Annotated in this window: 15 protein-coding genes and 1 pseudogene; 7 read left to right on the top strand and 9 right to left on the bottom strand. The window is 64.8% G+C overall.

Translation table 11 applies throughout. The annotated features are described in order from the left end of the window. Window positions 1–529: 529 nt before the first annotated feature. The 4 genes from B5V03_RS34775 to B5V03_RS34760 all read right to left on the bottom strand — a co-directional run bounded on the left by B5V03_RS34775 (window position 530) and on the right by B5V03_RS34760 (window position 5,226). On the bottom strand, window positions 530–1,327 hold the full coding sequence (locus tag B5V03_RS34775) for an enoyl-CoA hydratase/isomerase family protein (RefSeq protein ID WP_129274868.1): 798 nt from the start codon (window positions 1,325–1,327) through the stop codon (window positions 530–532). Window positions 1,328–1,372: 45 nt separating this feature from the next. Further along, window positions 1,373–2,572, bottom strand: a complete 1,200-nt coding sequence (locus tag B5V03_RS34770; protein ID WP_129274867.1) for a pyridoxal-phosphate-dependent aminotransferase family protein — start codon at window positions 2,570–2,572, stop codon at window positions 1,373–1,375. A gap of 114 nt (window positions 2,573–2,686) precedes the next feature. Continuing rightward, window positions 2,687–3,970: an MFS transporter gene (locus B5V03_RS34765; RefSeq protein WP_129274866.1), complete on the bottom strand. Its 1,284-nt coding sequence runs from the start codon at window positions 3,968–3,970 to the stop codon at window positions 2,687–2,689. Window positions 3,971–4,023: 53 nt separating this feature from the next. After that, window positions 4,024–5,226, bottom strand: coding sequence for a pyridoxal-phosphate-dependent aminotransferase family protein (locus tag B5V03_RS34760; protein WP_129274865.1), 1,203 nt, complete (start codon window positions 5,224–5,226; stop codon window positions 4,024–4,026). A 132-nt stretch (window positions 5,227–5,358) separates the two neighbouring features. Here B5V03_RS34760 and B5V03_RS34755 point away from each other — a divergent pair, with 132 nt between their 5' ends. The 3 genes and pseudogenes from B5V03_RS34755 to B5V03_RS34745 all read left to right on the top strand — a co-directional run bounded on the left by B5V03_RS34755 (window position 5,359) and on the right by B5V03_RS34745 (window position 9,600). Then, window positions 5,359–6,096, top strand: a complete 738-nt coding sequence (locus B5V03_RS34755; protein WP_164988480.1) for a GntR family transcriptional regulator — start codon at window positions 5,359–5,361, stop codon at window positions 6,094–6,096. A gap of 106 nt (window positions 6,097–6,202) precedes the next feature. Beyond that, window positions 6,203–9,179, top strand: a pseudogene (locus B5V03_RS34750) (FAD-binding and (Fe-S)-binding domain-containing protein). Further along, on the top strand, window positions 9,172–9,600 hold the full coding sequence (locus tag B5V03_RS34745; protein ID WP_129274862.1) for a GlcG/HbpS family heme-binding protein: 429 nt from the start codon (window positions 9,172–9,174) through the stop codon (window positions 9,598–9,600). Before B5V03_RS34750 ends, B5V03_RS34745 begins: the two are co-directional and overlap by 8 nt. 870 nt (window positions 9,601–10,470) lie before the next feature. Here the strand turns inward: B5V03_RS34745 and B5V03_RS34735 are convergent. Further along, window positions 10,471–11,253 (bottom strand): enoyl-CoA hydratase/isomerase family protein, encoded by a 783-nt coding sequence (locus tag B5V03_RS34735; RefSeq protein ID WP_129274861.1) that lies wholly within the window; start codon window positions 11,251–11,253, stop codon window positions 10,471–10,473. A gap of 132 nt (window positions 11,254–11,385) precedes the next feature. After that, a complete protein-coding gene (locus B5V03_RS34730; RefSeq protein ID WP_129274860.1) occupies window positions 11,386–13,476 on the bottom strand; it encodes a molybdopterin oxidoreductase family protein in 2,091 nt (696 codons plus the stop codon). A 236-nt stretch (window positions 13,477–13,712) separates the two neighbouring features. On the opposite strand from B5V03_RS34730, the gene B5V03_RS34725 reads away from it, so the two are divergent. From B5V03_RS34725 to B5V03_RS34710, 4 genes are read left to right on the top strand one after another with little or no spacing between them, the layout of a single operon-like run. Next, a complete protein-coding gene (locus B5V03_RS34725) occupies window positions 13,713–14,681 on the top strand; it encodes a tripartite tricarboxylate transporter substrate binding protein (protein ID WP_164988479.1) in 969 nt (322 codons plus the stop codon). A 15-nt stretch (window positions 14,682–14,696) separates the two neighbouring features. Further along, window positions 14,697–15,167 carry a (2Fe-2S)-binding protein gene (locus B5V03_RS34720; RefSeq protein WP_129274858.1) on the top strand — a complete coding sequence of 157 codons (471 nt, stop codon included), beginning with the start codon at window positions 14,697–14,699 and terminating at the stop codon, window positions 15,165–15,167. Continuing rightward, window positions 15,164–17,296 carry a xanthine dehydrogenase family protein molybdopterin-binding subunit gene (locus tag B5V03_RS34715; protein WP_129274857.1) on the top strand — a complete coding sequence of 711 codons (2,133 nt, stop codon included), beginning with the start codon at window positions 15,164–15,166 and terminating at the stop codon, window positions 17,294–17,296. The genes B5V03_RS34720 and B5V03_RS34715 overlap by 4 nt, the downstream gene beginning before the upstream one ends. Continuing rightward, window positions 17,293–17,991 (top strand): molybdate ABC transporter substrate-binding protein, encoded by a 699-nt coding sequence (locus B5V03_RS34710; RefSeq protein WP_129274856.1) that lies wholly within the window; start codon window positions 17,293–17,295, stop codon window positions 17,989–17,991. Before B5V03_RS34715 ends, B5V03_RS34710 begins: the two co-directional genes overlap by 4 nt. 15 nt (window positions 17,992–18,006) lie before the next feature. Here B5V03_RS34710 and B5V03_RS34705 read toward each other — a convergent pair whose 3' ends face one another. From B5V03_RS34705 to B5V03_RS34695, 3 genes are read right to left on the bottom strand one after another with little or no spacing between them, the layout of a single operon-like run. After that, window positions 18,007–18,813: an SDR family NAD(P)-dependent oxidoreductase gene (locus tag B5V03_RS34705; RefSeq protein ID WP_063688210.1), complete on the bottom strand. Its 807-nt coding sequence runs from the start codon at window positions 18,811–18,813 to the stop codon at window positions 18,007–18,009. A gap of 24 nt (window positions 18,814–18,837) precedes the next feature. Beyond that, on the bottom strand, window positions 18,838–20,130 hold the full coding sequence (locus B5V03_RS34700) for a TRAP transporter large permease (protein WP_129274855.1): 1,293 nt from the start codon (window positions 20,128–20,130) through the stop codon (window positions 18,838–18,840). Continuing rightward, window positions 20,121–20,669, bottom strand: coding sequence for a TRAP transporter small permease (locus B5V03_RS34695; protein ID WP_129274854.1), 549 nt, complete (start codon window positions 20,667–20,669; stop codon window positions 20,121–20,123). Before B5V03_RS34695 ends, B5V03_RS34700 begins: the two co-directional genes overlap by 10 nt. Between the last annotated feature and the right edge of the window lie 38 nt (window positions 20,670–20,707).

Genomic DNA, 20,707 nt, shown 5'->3' with positions numbered 1-20,707 from the left:
GGCGACGTGACTAATCGGTCTGAGAAATCAGACGAGACTCAACGGTCGTGAATGAGGCCTTGGCTTAAGGGTCTTGGTTCAGGAGCTTGGGCTTATTCGCGAGGCCGTGCCTGGCGTTGGGATGTCGGCAATGAAATTCTGGCGCGTCTCGCGTCGTCGAAAACTAGTTCGCTATTTCTACAGTTCAATTTCAGTTCAATGACGTCCGGTTGGAGCACGGCCCTACAGAACGTTTCGTGCAATTCACGTCACTCAATTCGACTGGACTTGAATCACCCGGCCGGTCCGCCGCCTCAAAAACGAGACGGTGGAATGCAACCTCTACGATCTTATGCCGGAGCTCGTCGCGCCGTCAACGTGAACGCGCGGACGCACACGCGTGCAATCGCGGTTCCGAGCGACGGAACCGCTTGAAACCCTTGCGACAACAGGAGCTGCGCTGGACAGCTGACGAATATCGTCAGCAATCGCCTTGGCTTTTCGCGCCGCGCATCCGGCGCGAAAAGCCGGCGTGTGGGCCGAGGGCCCGCTACTTGCCCTTCCAGACCGGCGTACGCTTGTTGAGGAAAGCGTCCATCCCCTCGCGAAAGTCTTCGCTCATATAGGCCTTGAGGATCAGGTCCTCGCCCTCCTCGCGCGACAGCGTGCGGCGGATGCGGCGCACCGCTTCCTTGGTCGCTTCCAGCGTGAGCGGCGCGTGGCTCGCGACGAGCTTTGCGGTCTCATCCGCGCGGCGCTGCAGCGTCTCGACATCGGGGACGATTTCGTTGAGCAGGCCGAGCGCCAGCGCTTCCGGCGCCTCGACCAAGCGCGCCTTGAAGATCATATCCTTGGTCCGGGCGGGACCCACCAGCGACACGACGCGGCTGATGTTGGACATCGACAGGCAGTTGCCGAGCGTGCGCGCGATCGGAAAGCCGATGCGCGTCGTCTCGGTGCCGATGCGAAGATCGCAGCAGGCCGCAATGCCGGCGCCGCCGCCGGTGCAGGCGCCCGCGATCGCCGCGATCACGGGCACGCGGCACTGTTCGAGCGTGCCGAGCACGCGGTCGATCCGCGCCTCGTAGTCGAGCGCGTCCTGCGCGGTTTTGAACGCGCGAAACTGGGAAATGTCGGTGCCGGAGGCGAACGCCTTGTCGCCGGCACCGGTGAGGATCAGCGCCTTGATCGAGCGATCGGCGTTGATCTCCTGGCAGATCTCCGCCATGCGGTCATACATGGCGAAGGTCATGGCGTTGCGCGCCTGCGGGCGGTTGAAGGTGATCCGCGCGATGCCGTCCGTGACGGAGTAGAGCAGGTCTTCGTTGGTCGTGGTCGGTGCGTTCATCGCGCGTCTCTTCTTCTCTTAAGGTGGTTCAGGCCGCCTGAACCATTATGCAACCTGTGCCTTGGCCATCGGCACCGCGTCGCGTCCCTTCAGGACGTCCATGGCCGCCAATACGCCGCCGCTCCGATGCGGGATCTTTGCAAGATCCAGGCCCATCTCGACGCCGGCGAGCGTGCCCATCAGCATCAGATCGTTGAAGTGGCCGATATGGCCGATGCGGAACACCTTGCCCTTGACCTTGTTCAGGCCGGTGCCGAGCGACATGTCGAAGTTTTCCAGCACCACCTTGCGGAAGGCGTCGGCGTCGTGGCCATCAGGCACGCGCACGCCGGTCAGCGCCGGCGAATGCGCGGCAGGATCGGCACACTGCGTCTCCAGGCCCCAGACCTTGACTGCGGCACGCGTCGCGGCGCTGTGGCGCTTGTGGCGGGACCAGACGTTCTCGAGCCCCTCTTCCTCCAGCATCTTGACCGCTTCGCGCAGGCCGTAGAGCAGATTAGTCGCGGGCGTATACGGGAAGGTGCCGAGCTTGTTGAAGGAGATGACCTCCTGCCAATCCCAGTAGGAGCGCATGCCGGGATTGGCCTTCGCGACAGCGAGCGCCTTGTCCGAGACGGCGTTGAAGCTGAGGCCCGGCGGCAGCATCAGGCCCTTCTGGGAGCCGGCGACCGAGACGTCGATGCCCCAGGCATCGTGCTCATATTCCATCGAGCCGAGGCCGGAGATGGTATCGACCATCAACAACGCCGGATGTTTTGTGCGATCTAGTATCTTGCGCACCTCCAGCGGCGGCGTCACGCAGCCGGTCGAGGTCTCGTTGTGGACGACGCAGACAGCCTTGATCGCGTGCTGCTTGTCGGCGACGAGGCGCTTCTCGATCTCGCCGAGGTCGGCGCCATGGCGCCAGTCGCTCGGGATGAAGTCGACGTCGATCTTGAATTTTTCGGCGATGCCGCGCCACAGCACGGCGAACTGGCCGGTCTCGCACATCAGGACCTTGTCGCCGGGGGCGAACACGTTGACCATCGCCGCTTCCCAGGCACCGGTGCCGGACGAGGGGAAGATGATCACGGGCTGCTTGGTGCGGAACACCCGCTGCATCGCGGCAAGCACGCCGAAGCCGAGCTCGGCGAACTCCGGGCCGCGATGGTCCAGCGTCGGCATGTCCATCGCCCGCAGCACGCGGTCGGGCACGTTGGTCGGTCCTGGAATCTGGAGAAAATGCCTTCCAGTATGCACGGTCATCGGCGTCCTTCCCGGTCTTGCCTTATTTTGATGGCCGCCGAATAGCACCATTTGACCAGCTTGTCCCCTCTCCAAAGGGCCACTCCCATGCATAACCGGCGGTCCTCCGCCGCCCTACTCCGCCGCCACCACCCTGCCGGACGGCAGGCGCTCCTCGGCGTCCGTGAACGGGCGCTCCGGATGCATCAGGAAGGCGGAGGCCCCGCCGAGCAGCAGCAGCCCCATCGACATCAGGAACGGCAGGTACCAATTGCCGGTCGCGTCGATCACGAAGCCGGCAACCAGCGGGGAGACGATCGCGGCGAAGGCCGAGCCGGTGTTCATGAGGCCTGAGGCGGTCCCGGAATATTTCGGGGCGATGTCCATCGGGATCGACCACATCGGGCCGATCACCAACTCAGCACAGAAGAAGCCCGCCGACAGGCACAGCGCCACGATCGTGATGTCATGGACGAACAGGATCGGAAACAGCGAGAGCAGCGCCCCCGCAAATCCCGCAACGGTAACGCTGAGCCGCGCCAGGCGGACATTGCCGGTGCGATCGAGGATCTTGTCCGACAGCACGCCGCCGACGCTGTCGCCAACCACGCCGGCAAAGAAGACGCCAGAGGCGAACAGCGCCGAGTTCTTGATGTCCAGGCTGTAGTTGTTCTTGAAGAACAGTGGCAGCCAGTTCAGGTACAGCCACAGGCACCAGCCGTAGCAGAAATAGGTCAGCGTCACCGGCCACATCCGGCCCAATAGCGGGCCCCACGGCACGCGCGGCCGCTCGCCGGTCGGACGCGGCGGCAATGCGGCAAGCTCGGCCTCGGTGATGGAGGCGTGCTCCTTCGGCTCGTTGCGGAAGTACCAGACCCAGATCACGCCCCAGATCAGGCTGACGAAGCCGAGCACGACGAACGCGCCGCGCCAGGTCAGCCACAGAATCAGCAGCGCCACCACCGGCGGCGTCACGGCATTGCCCAGCCGGGCGAAAGAGTGCGTGAGCCCCTGCGCAAAACCACGGCGGTTCGCGGGTGTCCAATATTGCATCGCCCGCGTTGCGGTGGGGAATGTCGCGCCCTCGCCGAAGCCGAGCGCGAACCGCGCGATGAACAGCGCGAAGAGACCGTTGACGAAGCCAGTCGAGATGGTCGCCACCGCCCAGATCATGCCGCACCAGAACAGCGTCTTGCGCGGCCCGAAACGATCGCCGACCCAGCCGCCGATCACCTGGAATAGGAGATAGGGATAAGCGAAGGCGGAGAAGACGAGGCCGAGCTGGGTATTCGACAGGCCGAGCTCCTTCTGGATCTCGCTCGCGGCGGTGCCGATGTTCACCCGGTCGACATAGGTGATGAAATACATCGCGCAGAGCATCGCCAGCACGACATGCGTCGCCTTGAACCTGACACCCATCTCCACCCTCCCTGACCGTTTTTTATGATTGCCGCCCGCGTGTCCCGCGCGACTTAAGTCCCGACCACTTTCAGATGCGGCGACGCATTGCCCTGTGGGCGCTGCTCCAGGAGCTTCATCGCGACATCGACGCCGCCGGAGCGGTGCGGCACGCCCGCAACCGACAGGCCCATCTCCACGCCGGTGAGCGCACCAAGCAATGTCAGCGCATTGCATTCGCCGAGATGGCCGATGCGGAAGACTTTTCCGGCGACCTTGGAGAGGCCGGAGCCGAGCGACATGTTGTAATTCTCGAGCACGATCTTGCGGAACGCGTCCGCATCATGCTCCGGCGGCATCAGCACAGCGGTGAGCACCGGCGAGAACTCAGCCGGCTCCTGGCAGAGCACTTCGAGCCCCCAATGATTGACGGCCGCACGGGTTGCGGCAGCCAGCCGCTGATGGCGCGCGAACACGTTGCCGAGCCCTTCTTCGAGCAACATCGCGATCGCCTCGCGCAGGCCGTACAGCAGATTGGTCGCCGGCGTGTAGGGGAAGAAGCCGTTGGCGTTCGGCTTGAGCATCTCCTCCCAGTCGAAATAGGAGCGCGGCATCTTGTTGGTCTTCGCAGCGGCGCGGGCCTTCTCCGAGATCGCGTTGAAGCCGAGGCCGGGCGGCAGCATAAAACCCTTCTGCGAGCAGCTGACGCTGACGTCGACCTTCCACTCGTCGTGGCGGTAGTCGACCGAGCCGAGCGAGGAGATGGTGTCGACCATCAGCAGCGCCGGATGGCCGGTGCGGTCGATCGCGGCGCGAATGTCGGCGATGCGGCTGGTCGCGCCGGTCGAGGTCTCGTTGTGCACGACCATCACGGCCTTGATCGCACGCGCCTTGTCCTCGGTGAGCTTCGCCTCGATCACCGCGGGGTCGGCGCCGCGGCGCCAGTCGCCGGGCACGAAATCGACTTCGATGCCGAACCGGCCGGCCATCTGCCGCCACAACGTGGCGAAATGGCCGGTCTCGACCATCAGCACTCTGTCGCCCGGTGACAGCGTGTTGACGATCGCGGCCTCCCAGGCGCCGGTCCCCGACGAGGGGAAGATCACGACCGGGCCAGCGGTCTGGAAGATTTTCTGGCTGCCTTCGAGCACAGCCCGGCCGAGTTCGCCGAATTCCGCGCTCCGGTGGTCGATGACAGGCATATCCATGGCGCGCAGGACGCGCTCGGGGACCGGGCTCGGGCCCGGAATCTGAAGGAAATGGCGTCCCTGATGCATGAAAACCTCCCTGCCGGCGGATTCTGGCCGGCTCGGAAGTCATTTTGCATTCATTTTTTGTCCTTTCAATCAAAATTTGGTATTCGATTGCGGACGTCGACGCGACCAAACGAGCAAACTATTGTGCTGCAAATGAAATCCACGATTCCCGACGCTGGGGTTCCGATCGCCCCGCCCGCCCAAAATGGCGGCGACCGCCAGGAGGCCTCGCTTCACGGTGAGGTCCTGCTGCGGCTGCGCGACTACGTCGTGGAAGGCAACATTCCCGACGGTGCGCGCGTCCCCGAGCGGCAACTCTGCGAGATGCTCGGCATCTCCCGCACGCCCTTGCGCGAGGCATTGAAGGTGCTCGCCGCCGAGGGGCTGATCGAGCTGCTGCCGAACCGCGGCGCGCGGGTGCGCCAGCTCAGCCAGCGCGACCTGGAAGAACTGTTCGACGTGATGGCGGGGCTGGAGAGCCTCGCCGGACGCCTCGCCTGCGAGGCCATTACGGATGAAGAGATCATCGCGATCGAGCAGATGCATTACGAGATGTACGGCCATTACCTGCACCGCGACATGCACGGCTATTTCCAGGCCAACCAGCGCATCCACGAGAGCATCGTCGCCGCCGCGCGCAACGAGACGCTGAAGACGACCTACGCCAATTTCGCCGGGCGAATCCGCCGCGTCCGCTACTCCGCCAATTTCGCCCGCAAGCGGCAGCGCTGGGCGGAGGCGATGCGCGAGCACGAGGCCATTCTCGACGCCCTGCGCCGTCGCGCCGGCAGCGAACTCAGCGACATCCTGTTCCAGCACCTGCGCAACAAGCGGGCGGCCGCGATCGAGCACCTGACCGAGCCCCAAGAGGACGCGCCGGCGTCGCCCTGAGGGCTGTCGGCTTGCTCATTTTGAATTCATAATATAATCGATCGGGAAATATAATGAATAACTCAGCAGGGCTGAGCTGCCTCGCTGAGGCAGTCCAGGATCAGGGATGACAAACGCCTCCTCGCTCGAACGGCGCCTGCGCGCGGAAATGACCGGCGACGTCCTGTTCGACGGCTTTAGCCGCGGCCGCTACGCCACCGACGCCTCGTTCTACCAGATCATGCCCGCGGGCGTGGTGGTGCCCAAAACCATGGACGAGGCCCTGCGGGCTCTGGCGATCGCCCGGGAGGAGGGGCTGAAGGTCACCCCGCGCGGCGGTGGCACCTCGCAATGTGGCCAGACCGTCAATGACGGCCTCGTGGTCGATCTCTCAAAACACCTCAACCGCATCCTGTCGCTCGACGTCGAGGGCCGCACCTGCGTGGTCGAACCCGGCATCGTGCTCGACGACCTCAACCGCCAGCTTAGAAAGCACGGCCTGTGGTTTCCGGTCGACGTCTCCACGGCCTCGCGCGCCACCATCGGCGGCATGGCCGGCAACAATTCCTGCGGCGGCCGCTCGCTTCGCTACGGCACCATGCGCGACAACACACTGTCGCTCGAGGCTTCCCTCGCTGACGGCACGCTGAGCCGCTTTGGCGAGGTCTCGCGCGACCTCTCCGATAGCGACGCAGGCGACACCATGCGCGCCCTGTTCCGCGATATGCTCGATCTCGGCACGCGTGAGGCCGACGAGATCGCCGCGCGCTTCCCAAAAGTGCAGCGCCGCGTCGGCGGCTACAATCTCGATGCGCTGGTGCCGCGCAACGCGCGCAACAACATGGCGCATTTGCTGGTCGGCTCGGAGGGCACGCTCGCCTTCACCACCAAGGTCGAATTGAAGCTTTGGCCTGTGATCCGCAACAAGGCGCTCGGAATCTGCCATTTCGGCAGTTTCTACGAGGCGATGGATGCGGCCCAGCATCTGGTCAAGCTGAAGCCGATCGCGGTCGAGCTGGTCGACCGCACCATGGTCGCGCTCGGCCGCGACATCGCGATGTTCAAGCCGATCATCAACGCGGCGATCAAGGGCGATCCGGATGCCGTGCTGGTGGTCGAGTTCGCCGAAGAAGACCAGGCGGATAATCTGGCGCGTCTCAAGCAGCTCAGCGAGCTGATGGGCGATCTCGGCTTCGGCTGGAATAACGAGAAGCGCAAATGGGGCGGCGTGGTCGAGATATCAGAGCCCGCGCTCCAGAGCGGCATCGCCGATTTCCGCGCCGCCGGCCTTAACGTCATGATGTCGATGAAGCAGGAGGGCAAGCCGGTCTCCTTCGTCGAGGACTGCGCCGTGCCGCTGCCGCATCTCGCCGACTACACGCAGCGGCTGGGCGAAGTTTTTGCCAAGCACGGCACCAGCGGCACGATGTATGCGCACGCCTCCGAAGGCTGCCTCCATGTGCGCCCGGTGCTGAATTTGAAGCTGGAGAAGGACGTCAAGGCGATGCGCGCCATCGCCGAAGAAGCCTTCGAGCTGGTCCGCGAGTACAAGGGTTCGCATTCCGGCGAGCATGGCGACGGCCTGGTGCGCTCCGAATTCCACGAGACGATGTTCGGCGAGCGCCTCGTCGCCGACTTCAGGGAGGTGAAGAGCCGCTTCGATCCCGACGGCACGCTCAACCCCGGCAAGATCGTCGATGCACCGAAGATGGACGACCGCTCGCTGTTCCGCTTCAAGCCGGACTATCGCGTTGGCGAACTGAAGACGAAGCTCGACTGGTCCGCTTATCCCGGCGCCGGCGGCGGTTTTCAGGGCGCGGTCGAGATGTGCAACAACAACGGCGCCTGCCGCAAGCTCGAGGGCGGCGTGATGTGCCCGTCCTACCGCGCGACACGCAACGAGAAGGATGTCACGCGTGGGCGTGCGAACACCTTGCGGCTGGCGATCTCCGGCCAGCTCGGCGCGGGCGCGTTGTCGTCCGACGAGATGATGGAGACGCTAAAACTTTGCGTCTCCTGCAAGGCCTGCCGCCACGAATGCCCGACCGGCGTCGACATGGCCAAGATGAAGATCGAGGTGCTGTCCGCCCGCGCAGCCTCGCACGGCCTGACGCTGCGCGATCGCCTGGTCGGCTATCTCCCGCGCTACGCCGGCCTCGCGTCTCGCTTCGCGCCGCTGGCGAATTTGCGCAATCACAGCCCGCTGTTGCGAAAGCTGTTCGAGCGCTTTGCCGGCATCAGCGCGCGCCGCGCCATCCCCGCTTTCCGCAGCGACGTGTTCGTGTCGCCGGCCGATAGCCTGGGGCCTGAAACCGGCCGCGAAGTCGTTCTGTTCGCCGACACGTTCAATCGCATCTACGAGCGCGAGAATCTCGACGCTGCACTGCGCGTGCTGGCTGCCGGCGGCTATCGCGTGCACATGCCAAAACCTGCGAGCGGCAGCCGCCCGCTCTGCTGCGGCCGCACCTTCCTGTCCGCCGGTCTCGTCGACGAAGCCAGGTCCGAGCTCGATCGTCTCGTCGCCACCTTCGCGCCCTTTGCCGCGCGCGGCGTGCCGATCGTCGGCCTGGAGCCAAGCTGCCTGTTGACGCTTCGCGACGAGCTCGCGTCGCTGCGCAAGGACAGCGATGCCAAGGCCGTCGGCGCGCATGCGCTGACCTTCGAGGAATTTTTGGTGCGCGAGGCGGAAGCGGGCCGGCTACAACTGCCGCTCGGCACCCTCGCCGAGAAGGCCGTGGTCCACGGCCATTGCCACCAAAAATCCTTCGGCGCCTTCAAGCCGGTCGAGCAGGTGCTGCGGCTCGTCCCCGGCTTGAAAGTCGAGACCATCGAGTCGAGCTGCTGCGGTATGGCCGGCGCTTTCGGCTATGGCGCCGACACCTATGACGCCTCGATCCAGATGGCCGAGCTGTCGCTGCTGCCGGCGGTGCGCCGCGCGGATCAAAATACACTGGTCGTCGCCGACGGCACCTCCTGCCGGCACCAGATCCACGACGGCGCCCAGCGCGAGGCACTTCACGTCGCACGCGTGCTGGCAATGAGCCTCGACCGCGCCGGAACCAATTCCACTTCCTCACACTGAAAAGGAAACCAGCTATGGCTGATCTCACGCTCGACACTGCTCGAAAAATCCTCGACGCCGCCTTCGCAAAAGCGGGCGAGCTGAAGCTGAAGCCGCTGGTCGTCACCATCCTGGACGCGCGCGGCGTGCTCAAGCTCGCGGCGGCGCAGGACGGCACCAGCCTGATGCGCGCCGAGATTGCCCACGGCAAGGCCTATGGCGCGCTCGCCATGGGCATGGGCTCGCGCGCGCTGTTCCAGCGCGCCCAGGAGCAGGCCTATTTCATCGATGCCGTGAACACCATGGCGAAGGGCGCTCTGGTGCCGGTCCCCGGCGGCGTGCTGATCATGGACGGCACCACGCTGCTCGGCGCCGTCGGCGTGTCCGGCGACACCTCCGACAATGACGAGGCCTGCGCGGTCGCGGGCATTCAGGCGGCGGGCCTCAAGGCCAACGCGGGGTGAGGCGCCGTCGGGTGGGTTAGCACTGCGGCTGCGCGAAGCGTAGTCCGCAGGGCGTAACCCCCCTACGCACCAGCGCTTGCGCTGCCCGACGGGCAAAACACCCATCCCCTCGGTCAACCACCGCCCGACAAAATATTCGCCTTTACAGAATTTCTGTTTTGACGCATTCTCTCGCCATCCCGATCCGGGAAAGGGGCGGTCGTACGTCGTCACGAGCCGCGGATCGGGCTGCGGTGGACGCGATCAGCGTCGATGCGGAAAGGACGTGTGCAGGGCGGGATGAACCCCGTGAGCGCGCGACCTCCCGCACACGACGGACGGCGCTGAATGCGTACGGCGAAACCGCGTGGTCCTGGCCGTCGTTGCTACGGTCAAGCCTCTGCGAATGCGACGCCGCTTCAACCGGGGCGGCGTCCGTGAATTTCGCGGAGGTGACGGAGGCAAAAGGGAACTCGTCTCCGGGGAGAGCGCGCATAAGCCGTCAAACCACTGCGCAGGGAAGGCCGGATGTCTGGCTGCCCTGTCATCGCTCCTGTGCCTTGCGTGTGCATCATTCTTGCACGGGAGTCTTGCGGGTGCCAGCCGGCACCCGGCCTTCCCTGCGCCCTTTCCTCGGAGAGGGCGTGAAGCGAAGAGCAAAGCTCGGGCGCACTGCGCCGCGAGAAGGCGAATCTGCGTCTGCTGTTTGACATGTGAACTTGGTCGATCTAGCCGGGGGTCTCGTGCCCCGGACGCAGCGCAGCGCTTCTTCAGCGGTGCGCTGCAGAGCCGGGGCCCATCTTACCGCGTGTTACCCTGCCGCGTTCTGGGTCCCGGCTCTGCGCAGCAGCGTTGCACGCTGCAGCGCGTCCGGGACACGCGAGCGCCCTCTCACCGTCCCGTCCAGACCGGCTTCCTCTTTTCCCCAAACGCCTTCAGCCCCTCCCTGGCATCCTCGGTCATCGCCAGCAGCGCGATCTGGCTTTCCGTGTAGGCGATGCTCTCGTCGAACGACATCGAGGCGATGGCGCGCATGGCGTACTTGCCTCGGCGGATCGCGGTCGGGGATTTGTCGACGATGCGGTCGATCAGCCAATCGACTTTTGCGTCGAGCTCGGCCGTGGGCACGACGTAGTTGAGCAGCCCCGCCCCTTGCGCCGCTCTCGCGTCAAAGGGCTCGCCCGTGAGCGCCCATTCGTTGACGAGGCGCGGCGGTGCGATGGACTGCAACAGGCTCAGCACCTGCATCGGGAACACGCCGACCTTCACCTCCGGCAGGCCGAAGATGACGTGATCGGCAGCCACCGCCATGTCGGTCATGCAGAGCAAGCCCATGCCGCCGGCCATGCAGACGCCGCCGACCCGCGCGATCGCGGGCTTGGTGGCGTTCTGCGACAGGCGCAGCAGATCGGCATAATCGACATTCGGCCTGGAATGATCCATCGCGAAGGCCGCGCCGGAATTCTGCAAATCGGCGCCGGCGCAGAACGCCTTGTCGCCCGCGCCGGTCAGCACGATGACGCGAACGTCCTTGTCGTCATGCGCGTCGCGATAGCCGCGTGTGATGCCGGCGATGACATCGCCATTCAGCGCGTTGCGCTTCTCCGGCCGGTTGATGGTGATCCAGAACGCCTGCCCGCGCTTCTCGGTGATGACAGCTGTGGTGTCGGTCATGACATCGCTTCCTTGCTCCCGTTTTGCAGCCATTTGCGGCAGCTCGGGTGCGAGGTGCAAGGGCAATCTGCGGCGCGGCGCCGCTTTAGCGCCTCGACACAAATTTGCAGACGATCGACGCGCGAGTGCGCCTCAGGCCGAGGCCGCTTTCCTGATCCACACCTTGTTGTCGTGGAATGCAGCGCCACCGATCGGCGCGATCGTATCGGCCCCCGTCAGCGTATTGATGCCGCGACCGCCGATATGATTCTTGTTGGGGTGCACGGACTCCGCGATCAGCACGCCGCGCCGCACACCCTCGAACAATACGGCGACCAGCGAGGTCTCGCCGCGGGTGTTGCCGAGCGTCACGGCATCGCCGTCGGCGATGTCGAGTGCTGCCGCATCCAGCGGATGAATCATCACGCTCGCTTTGCCCTCGCGCGCCTGCGAGGACGGCGTCTCGTTGAAGGTGGTGTTGAGAAAGCTTCGCGAGGGGCTGGTCGCGAGCCGGAACGGATGGGCCTGATCGGTGTGCTCGATCACCGCCCAATGGTCCGGCAGATCAGGCATCTTGTCGAAATCGCCCATCGTCCGGCCGAACGGCGGATGCGCCCAATCGGCTTTAAAATGGAATTTTTTGTCGGCATGAGCGAAGCCGTCGAGATAATGCGAGGTGCGGAAGTCCGGCTGCAAATCGCGCCAGATATCGGCTTCGAGGCTGGCGATGTCCCCGTGGTCGCTGAGCTTCAGCGTCGCGTCGATCAACTCGCGCGGCGTCATCTCAAAACCCTTGTGCTGCGCGCCAAGCCGCGGCGCCAGCGCCTGCAACAGCTGATGGTTGGAGCGGCATTCGCCGGGCGAGTCGATCAGCTTCGGCCCGACCGAGATGTGCTGATGGCCGCCGCCGTAATAGAGGTCGTCATGCTCCATGAACATGGTCGCCGGCAGCACGATGTCGGCCATCTGTGCCGTCTCGGTCATGAACTGCTCGTGCACTGCGACGAACAGATCCTCGCGTGCAAATCCCTGACGCACCAGCGCCTGCTCCGGCGCCACCGTCATCGGATTGGTATTCTGGATCAGCATTGCCTTGACTGGCCCCTTGCCGAGCAGGGCTTCGGCATCGCCGGTGAGGATGCGGCCGATCTGCGATTGGTCGAGTGCGCGCGTGGTCGTATCGATCGCGTCGTGGGCTTCGATGAGGGATTCGTTGAAATGCCACAGCGCGTAATTGTTGAAGAAAGCGCCGCCGCCTTCATATTGCCAGGCACCTGTTACCGCGGGAATGCAGTTCGCGGCATGCATCTGCGTCGCGCCGTTGCGCGAACGGGTGAAGCCGTAGCCGAGGCGAAAGAAGGTCCGTTTGGTCTCGCCGACCGCCTTGGCAAAGGCCTCGATCTCCGCCACCGGAACGCCGCAGATCGCAGACGCCCACTCCGGCGTGCGTGTCTTCAGATGCGCCTCGAGCTCGGCGGGGCAGTCGGTGTATTTGTCCATATAGGCGCGGTCGGCATAGCCGTCGCGGAACAGAACGTGCATCACGCCGCAGGCAAAGGCGCCGTCGGTACCGGGTCGCAGCAGGACCTTGATGTCCGCCTGCTTCATCGTTTCGTTGTCGTAGATGTCGACCGCCGCAATCTTCGCGCCGCGCTCCTTGCGGGCACGGGCGGCGTGCGTCATCACATTGACCTGCGTGTTGACGGGATTGGTGCCCCAGATCACGACGAGGTCGGAGAGCGCCATCTCGCGCGGATCGACGCCGGCGATCTTGCCGGTGCCGATCGCAAAACCGATCCGCCCGACATTGGCGCAGATGGTCTGATAGAAGCGCGAATATTTCTTCACATGCGTGAGACGGTTGAGGCCGTCGCGCATCACCAGCCCCATCGTGCCGGCATAGTAATAAGGCCAGATCGATTCCGCGCCGAACGCGCGCTCGGCCTGATTGAAGCGATGCCCGATCTCGTCCAGCGCCTCGTCCCAGGTGATCCGCGCGAACTGCCCGGAGCCCTTCGGACCCGTTCGGCGCAGCGGATGCAACAGCCGTCCGGGGTGATGGATGCGCTCGGCGTAGCGAGCGACCTTGGCGCACACCACGCCCGCCGTGTAAGTCTGCTTTTTCGAACCACGGACGCGACCGATGCTGCGTCCCTCGACCACCTCGATATCGAGGGCGCAGGCCGAGGGGCAATCATGCGGACAGGTCGAATGGCGGATTTCGATCTTGGCGTGCTGGTTCATGTCCCAGTTCGTAACACCAAAATACCAGCCCGCCGAGGGCATTTATCCGCAATGCCTATGCGATTTGCTCAAACCGCATGCGCCGCCGGTTCCTGCCGCGACCGCGAAATGCGGCGCGGTCACACCGAAAACAGCCCGATATTCCCCGCCCGATCGGCTTTGTGAGGCGTCGACAGTCCGCATCCCCTGCCGCTAGAGTGCCGGCCAACAAGAACGATATCAGGGAGGTGGGCGCAATGGCCCGACGATTGATGCTGGCGCTGGCCGGCCTGCTCGGCGTATGCGCCGCCGCCCCCTCATTCGCACAGGATTATCCCAACCACGCGGTCCGGATCGTCGTGCCCTTCGGCGCAGGCGGCCCGGCCGACGTCGCGGCCCGGCTGATCGGCAACGTGCTCCAGGAGAGTTTTGGCCAGCCCTTCGTGATCGAGAACCGCACCGGCGCGGGCGGCGTCATCGGCACGGTCGAGGCGGCAAAATCGCCGGCCGACGGCTACACGCTGCTGATGATGTCCAACACCCAGACGGCGAACGAATCGCTGCTGACGCCGGACAAGCGCAAATACGAGCTGATGCGCGACCTCGCGCCGATCGCGCCGGTGAACTCTTCCGATCTCGTCATCGTGGTGAACCCGCAGGTTCCGGCGAAAACGTTGCAAGAGTTCATCGCACTCACCAAGGCGCAACCGGGCAAGCTGAACTACGCCTCCTCCGGGCAGGGCACGCCCTATCACATGGCCGGCGAGCTGTTCAAAGCGATGGCGGGCATCGACGTCGTCCATGTGCCCTATCGCAACAGCGGCGAGGCGCGTAGCGGCGTGATCGGCGGACAGGTGCAGATGATGATCGACGCGGTCACGGCAATGGCGCCGAACGTCGGCGAGAACCAGGTCCGTGCTCTGGCCACCACGGGCAAACAACGCTCGGCCGTGCTGCCGAACGTGCCCACCGCTGGCGAGGCGGGCGTCGCGGGCTATGAGGCGACCATCTGGCTCGGCCTGATGGCGCCGGCCGGCACGCCAAAGCCTGTCATCGACAAGCTCAATGCCGCCGTGAACGCAATGGTGAAGCGGCCCGACATCATAAAGCTCTGGACCGAACAGGGTGCCGTACCCATGTCCATGACGCCGGAGCAATTCGACAAATTCCTGCGCGGCGACATCGAGAGATGGGCAGATGTCGTCAAGAAGTTCGACAAATCGTGAGGCGGTAGATCGAGAATGCCCGTCATTGAATTCCAGCTCAACGGCGCGGCGATGGCCGTGGATGCCGATCCGGATCAGTCGCTGCTCGATGTGCTGCGCGGCCGGCTCGGCATCACCGGCGCGCATTTCGGCTGCGGGGCCGGTGAATGCGGCGCCTGTCATGTCATGGTCGATGGCCGCGCGATGGCGTCCTGTGACATGCCGATGTGGTCGGTTGCGGACAAGGACGTCGTCACGACAGAAGGCCTCGGTACAGTGGAGCAACCGCATCCCCTGCAACGCGCCTTCATCTCCGAGCAGGCTATGCAATGCGGCTATTGCGTCTCGGGGATATTGATCAGCGCGGCGGCACTGCTGAAGCGCAATCCGTCGCCGACAGAGGCCGAGGTCAGAGCGGCGCTGGATCGCAATCTGTGCCGCTGCGGATCGCATAACCGCATGGTCCGCGCCGTGCTACGGGCCGCCTCGGAAATGGCGACGTCATGAGCGAGCCGTCCCCTGCCCCAAAGCTGCCGGTCAGCCTCGTCGCCAATCCAAGACTGTCGTCCTGGGTGAGGTTCAGCGGCGAAGGCCGCGTGACGATCTCGCCCGGCAAGGTCGAGATCGGCCAGGGCATCGTCACGGCGCTGGCCCAGATCGCGGCTGACGAGCTCGACGTCGATATCACCAGGATCGAGATGATCCGCGCCTCGACGGCGACCAGCCCGAACGAAGGTGTCACCTCGGGGAGCCTGTCGATCCAGCAATCCGGCCGCGCGCTGCGACACGCCTGCGCCGAGGTGCGCCAGCGCATCCTCGCTGCTGCATCGGAGCGTCTTGGTGTCGACCCGTCGCTGCTCGAAGTCGATGATGGCACGATCTTGGGCACCGGCAATGTCAGGACCAGCTATTGGGAGCTGGCTGGCGAGGTCTCGCTCGACCACGACGCGACCACAGGCGCACGGGCGAAGAGCATTGCCAAGCGCGCGGTCGCCGGACATTCGACCCAGCGTGTCGACATTCCCGACAAGGTGTTCGCGCGGCCGCGCTTCATTCATGATCATGCGCGACTGGGCCTCCTGCACGGACGCATGCTGCGGCCGGAGATCTCGGGCGCCAAATTGATCTCGCTCGACGAGACGGCTGCGCACGCCGTCCCCGGCTTCATTGCGATCGTCCGTGACGGCGGATTTGCCGGCGTGGTCGCCGACAGCGAGGCGGCGGCGGAAGTCGCACTGAAAGCCTTGCGCAAAGGCGCGACGTGGTCGGCAGCCGAGCCGCTGCCTGATGAAGATGATCTGGCAGGCTTCCTGAAGAGTCAGCCGGTCGAGACGACCGTCATCGACACCAGGACGGCGGCATCGACGAAGAAAGCTGCACGCACCGTCCGCCGGCAATACACCCGTCCCTACATCGCACACGCCTCGATCGCGCCCTCCTGCGCCATAGCGCAATGGGATGGCGGTCGCGTCCATGTCTGGACGCACAGCCAGGGCGTCTATCTGCTGCGCGCCGATCTCGCGATCGTGCTCAAGCTGCCCGCCGAAAACATCGTCGTCGAGCACATGGAGGGCGCGGGCTGTTACGGTCACAATGCGGCCGACGACGTCGCGCTCGATGCCGTGCTGCTGGCGAAAGCCGGCGGTGGCCGTCCGGTCCGGGTGCAGTGGTCGCGCCACGACGAGATGTCCCACGCGCCGTTCGGCGCGGCCATGGCCATCGAGATCGAGGCCGATCTCGACGCGGATAACGAGATCGTGGGCTGGCGCCATGCGATCTGGAGCAACGGCCATGCGGCGCGGCCGGGACGCGCAACGCAGCCGGCCCTGCTCGCCGCATCCGAGATCGCAAATCCCTACCCCCGCATGATCTCAACGAACCCGCCCGCGGCCAATGGCGGCGGCGGCGACCGCAACTCCGTCCCGCTCTATGATCTTCCGGCCTGGACGATCACGAGCCACCGGCTGCTGACAATGCCAGTGCGCACCTCGGCGCTGCGGACCCTGGGTGCGCAAGGCAATGTGTTCGCGATCGAATCCGTGCTCGACGAAATCGCCGCCTTGCGTGGTGAGGACCCGATCGAATTTCGCTTGCGGCATCTCCGTGACGATCGGGCCAAGGACGTCATCCGCGCCACGGCGCGACGCGCGGCGTGGAAGCCCGAGAGGCGATCCGGTGTCGGTCACGGCGTCGCATTCGCGCGCTACAAGAACACGGGCGCCTATTGCGCCGCGATCGCGGAGATCGAAGGCGCAGACGACATCCGCGTGAGGCGGCTGACGCTTGCGGTCGACGTCGGCGAGGCCATCAATCCCGATGGCGTGATCAACCAGATCGAGGGTGGCGCGATTCAGGCCACAAGTTGGGTGCTGAAGGAGCGCGTCCGCTTCGACCGGACCCGCATCACATCGACGTCCTGGACGGAGTATCCGATCCTGACCTTCAGCGACGTGCCGGCGGTGGATGTCGAGATCATCCAGCGGCCGGAGATCGAGCCGGTCGGCGCCGGCGAAGCCGCCCACGGCCCCGTGACCGCCGCGATCGCGAATGCGGTCTATGATTGCCTCGGCGTTCGCGTGCGCGACCTGCCGATCACGCGCGACAGGATCATCGCAGCCATGGAGCTTGCATCGTGACGACAGTGACCATTTTGAGCGGCGGCGCGGCGCAAGGCCTGGTGCGCGGCCTCACCGAGCCCTTCAAGGCGCAGACCGGCTTCGGCATCGACGGCGAATTCGGTGCGGTCGGTATCATGGCCGACAAGCTGCGCGCGAGCACACCGGCCGATCTCGTCATCCTGACGCAGGCGCTCCTTGCGAAGCTGGCCGGAGACAAGCTCGTCGTCCCCACCTCGATCGCGGACATCGGCAAGGTCGAGACCGCACTGGCGGTCCGCAGCCGTGATCCCAAGGTGGTGGTGAAGTCCGAACCCGACTTGCGCGAGGTGCTGCGTTCCGCCGACGCCATCTACGTTCCCGACACAAAGGCCTCCACCGCGGGACAACATTTCGCTGGAGTGCTCGACCAGCTCGGCATCGCCTATGAGATCGCATCGCGCCTCAAGATATTCCCGAACGGCGCGACTGCGATGCGGGAGCTTGCGAACTCTACAGCGCAAAGGCCCATCGGTTGCACCCAGGCGACCGAGATCATCGCGACCGATGGCATTGCACTATCAGGATCTCTGCCCCCGGGATGTGAGCTGGTGACGATGTACACGGCCGGGGTGACCACGCGGGCCGCGCACCCGAAGGAGGCCGCCGCGCTGATCGCGTTGCTGACCGGCGCGGATCACAGGGAGTTGCGCCAGCGCGTGGGTTTTGCCGGCTAGGTGCGGATGGGCGCCCTATTTGTGCAGTTGGGTGAGACCGGTCGGCGGACCGTCGACCGCGGTCCAGCCGCCATCGACGAACAGCGTGCTGCCGCTGACGTAGCTCGCGGCGTCCGAGGCAAGATAGGCCACGGCGGTGGCGACCTCGTCGGCGCTGCTCCAGCGGTTGAACACGGTGTGACCGGCGTAGAGATTATAGATGTCGGGCCGCTGCTTGAACGGGCCGGTCAGCGCGGTCTCGGCGATGCTCGGCGCAATTGCGTTGACGCGCACGCCAGCGTGGCCGACCTCGGAGGCAAAGCCCTTCACCAGCAGGCCAATGGCTGCCTTGGTCGAGCCGTAGACGCCAAGGCCGGGCTCGATGGTCACCGCACGGACCGAGGAACAGGCGATGATGCTGCCGCCCTTCTGCGCAACCATGATGCGGCCAAAAGCCTGGAAGAACCAGACGGTGCCCTTGACGTTGAGGTTGAGGACGCGGTCGAGATCCTCCTCGGTGTAGTCGAGGATGGTTTTGCGGATGTTGAGCCCGGGCGTCGTCACGGCGATGTCGAGCCGCGAAAATTTCTGCATCACGGTTTTGGCCAGCGCGTTGACGTCCGCAGCGCTCGCGGCATCGCACGCGGCAGCCTCGGCCCATCCGCCCTTGTCGCGGATGCCCGCGGCCGTCGCCTCCGCTGCGTCAAGCGCGCGATCGGCGCAGACGACGCGGGCGCCGAGCCCCGCCAGCGCTTCGGCGGACGATTTGCCGATGCCGGAGGCGGCGCCGAGTACGACGGCCGTCTTGCCGGTGAGGTCGAAGAGCTTGCGATAGTCAGTCACGGACGGTGTCTCCCTGTGTTGCTGCTATCCCTTGTAACCCATCAAAAGGCGGGGCAGCCACAGCGAGAATGCGGGCACGTAAGTCACGAACATCAGAGCTGCGATCAGGGCGGCGTAGAACGGCAGGATGGTGCGCATCACCGCGCCCACCGAGATGCCGCCGATGGCGCAGCCCACGAACTGCGTCGTTCCGACCGGCGGGGTGTTCAGCCCCAGCGCGCAGTTGATCAGCATCAGCATGCCGAACTGCACCGGATCCATGCCGGCCTTCATCGCGATCGGCAGGAAGATCGGGGTGCAGATCAGGATGGTCGCAGCCATGTCCATGAACGTGCCGAGCACGAACAGGATGATATTGATCAGCAGGAAGATGACCCACGGTTGCTGGGAGACCTTGCTCATCAGATCGCCGGCAAAGTCGGCGACTTCGTAGAGCCCCATCAGATATTGGAACATGGTGGAGACGCCGATCAGCAGCAGCACCACGCCCGTCGTCTTCACCGCCTTCGCTGCAGCCCGCAGGAAATTCGGCAAGGTCATGGTGCGGTAGATGAAGAACGTCAGCAGGATCGTGTAGGTGACCGCGACGGCCGCGGATTCAGTTGCGGTGAAGACGCCAGAAAGGATGCCGGCAAGGATGATGCCGACGATCAGAAGGCCGGGCAACGCGGCTGCGAACGAGCGAAACACCGCGGGCCAGCCCGGGAATTTTCCGGCCGGATAGCCGCGCTTCACTGCCACCGCATAAGCGGCGACCAGCATGCACACCATCAGCACGAGTGCCGGCAGGAGGCCAGCGGCGATCAGCGCACCGATCGAGACCTTGCCGCCGGCGGCGAGCGCATAGATGATCATGTTGTGGCTGGTCGGCATCAGCGCACCGACCAGCGAGGCGTGGGTGGTGACGTTGACGGCGTAGTCGGTGTCGAACCCCTCCTTTTTCATCATCGGGATCATCACCGCGCCCATTGCCGACACGTCGGCCACGGGCGAACCGGAGACGCCGCCGAACAGCGTGCAGGCGACCACGTTCGACATGCCGAGCCCGCCGCGGATGTGTCCGACGAGATTCTTGGCGAGCTGCACGATCTTGTCGGCAACGCCGCCATGCAGCATCAGCTCACCGCTGAAGACGAAGAACGGGATGGCCAGGAAGGAGAAGATGTTCATCCCCGACATCATCTGCTGGAAGATGACGGCAACCGGCAGGCCTTCATAGAGGATGGTGCAAATCGCCGAGAGGCCGATCGCGAAGGCAACGGGAACGCCAAGAACAAGGAAGCCGAAGAACGTGGCGCCGAGAATGATCAGTTCCATGAGGGGACGACCTCTTCGCCGCGCAGGAGAGCAATGATGTGCTCGATTGAGAAGGAGACGATCAGGACGCCGGAGGCGATCAGCGGCACGTAGCGGATCACCTCAGGCAGGCCGAGATTGGGGATTTTTACAGTTCCGACCGACGCCCCGAGGATCCAGCCGTTGTAGGCCATCGCGAGGCCGAACACGGCCACGAGAATGTGGATCACCAGTTCGATCTTCTCGCGCACATGGTCCGGCAGCATCACCAGCAGACTGTCCATGCCGATATGCCCGGCATCGCGCACGCCCACGGCGGCGCCGATCAGCGTGACATAGAGGATCAGAACCAGTGCGAGGTTCTCGGTCCAGGTCGGGCTGGAATTGAGCACGTAACGTCCGAACACCTGGTAGAACACGATGGTGACGATGACGAGCAGGCCGGTTACGGACAGATACATGCCCAGCCGAGCGACGACGGCATTGATCCGCGACAGCAAGCCGGTGGACGGGCGTCCGGCGACCTCCTGCTCGTGGCTTGCGACATGTGGGTCTGTCATTCCAGCGTCTCCTTGCGCGAATCCGGTGTCGCCTTGCG

Origin of the sequence: Bradyrhizobium betae, from assembly GCF_004123905.1 — a bacterium.
GTDB classification, from domain to species: Bacteria; Pseudomonadota; Alphaproteobacteria; order Rhizobiales; family Xanthobacteraceae; genus Bradyrhizobium; species Bradyrhizobium betae_A.
This window is presented reverse-complemented; position numbering and strand designations above follow the sequence as displayed.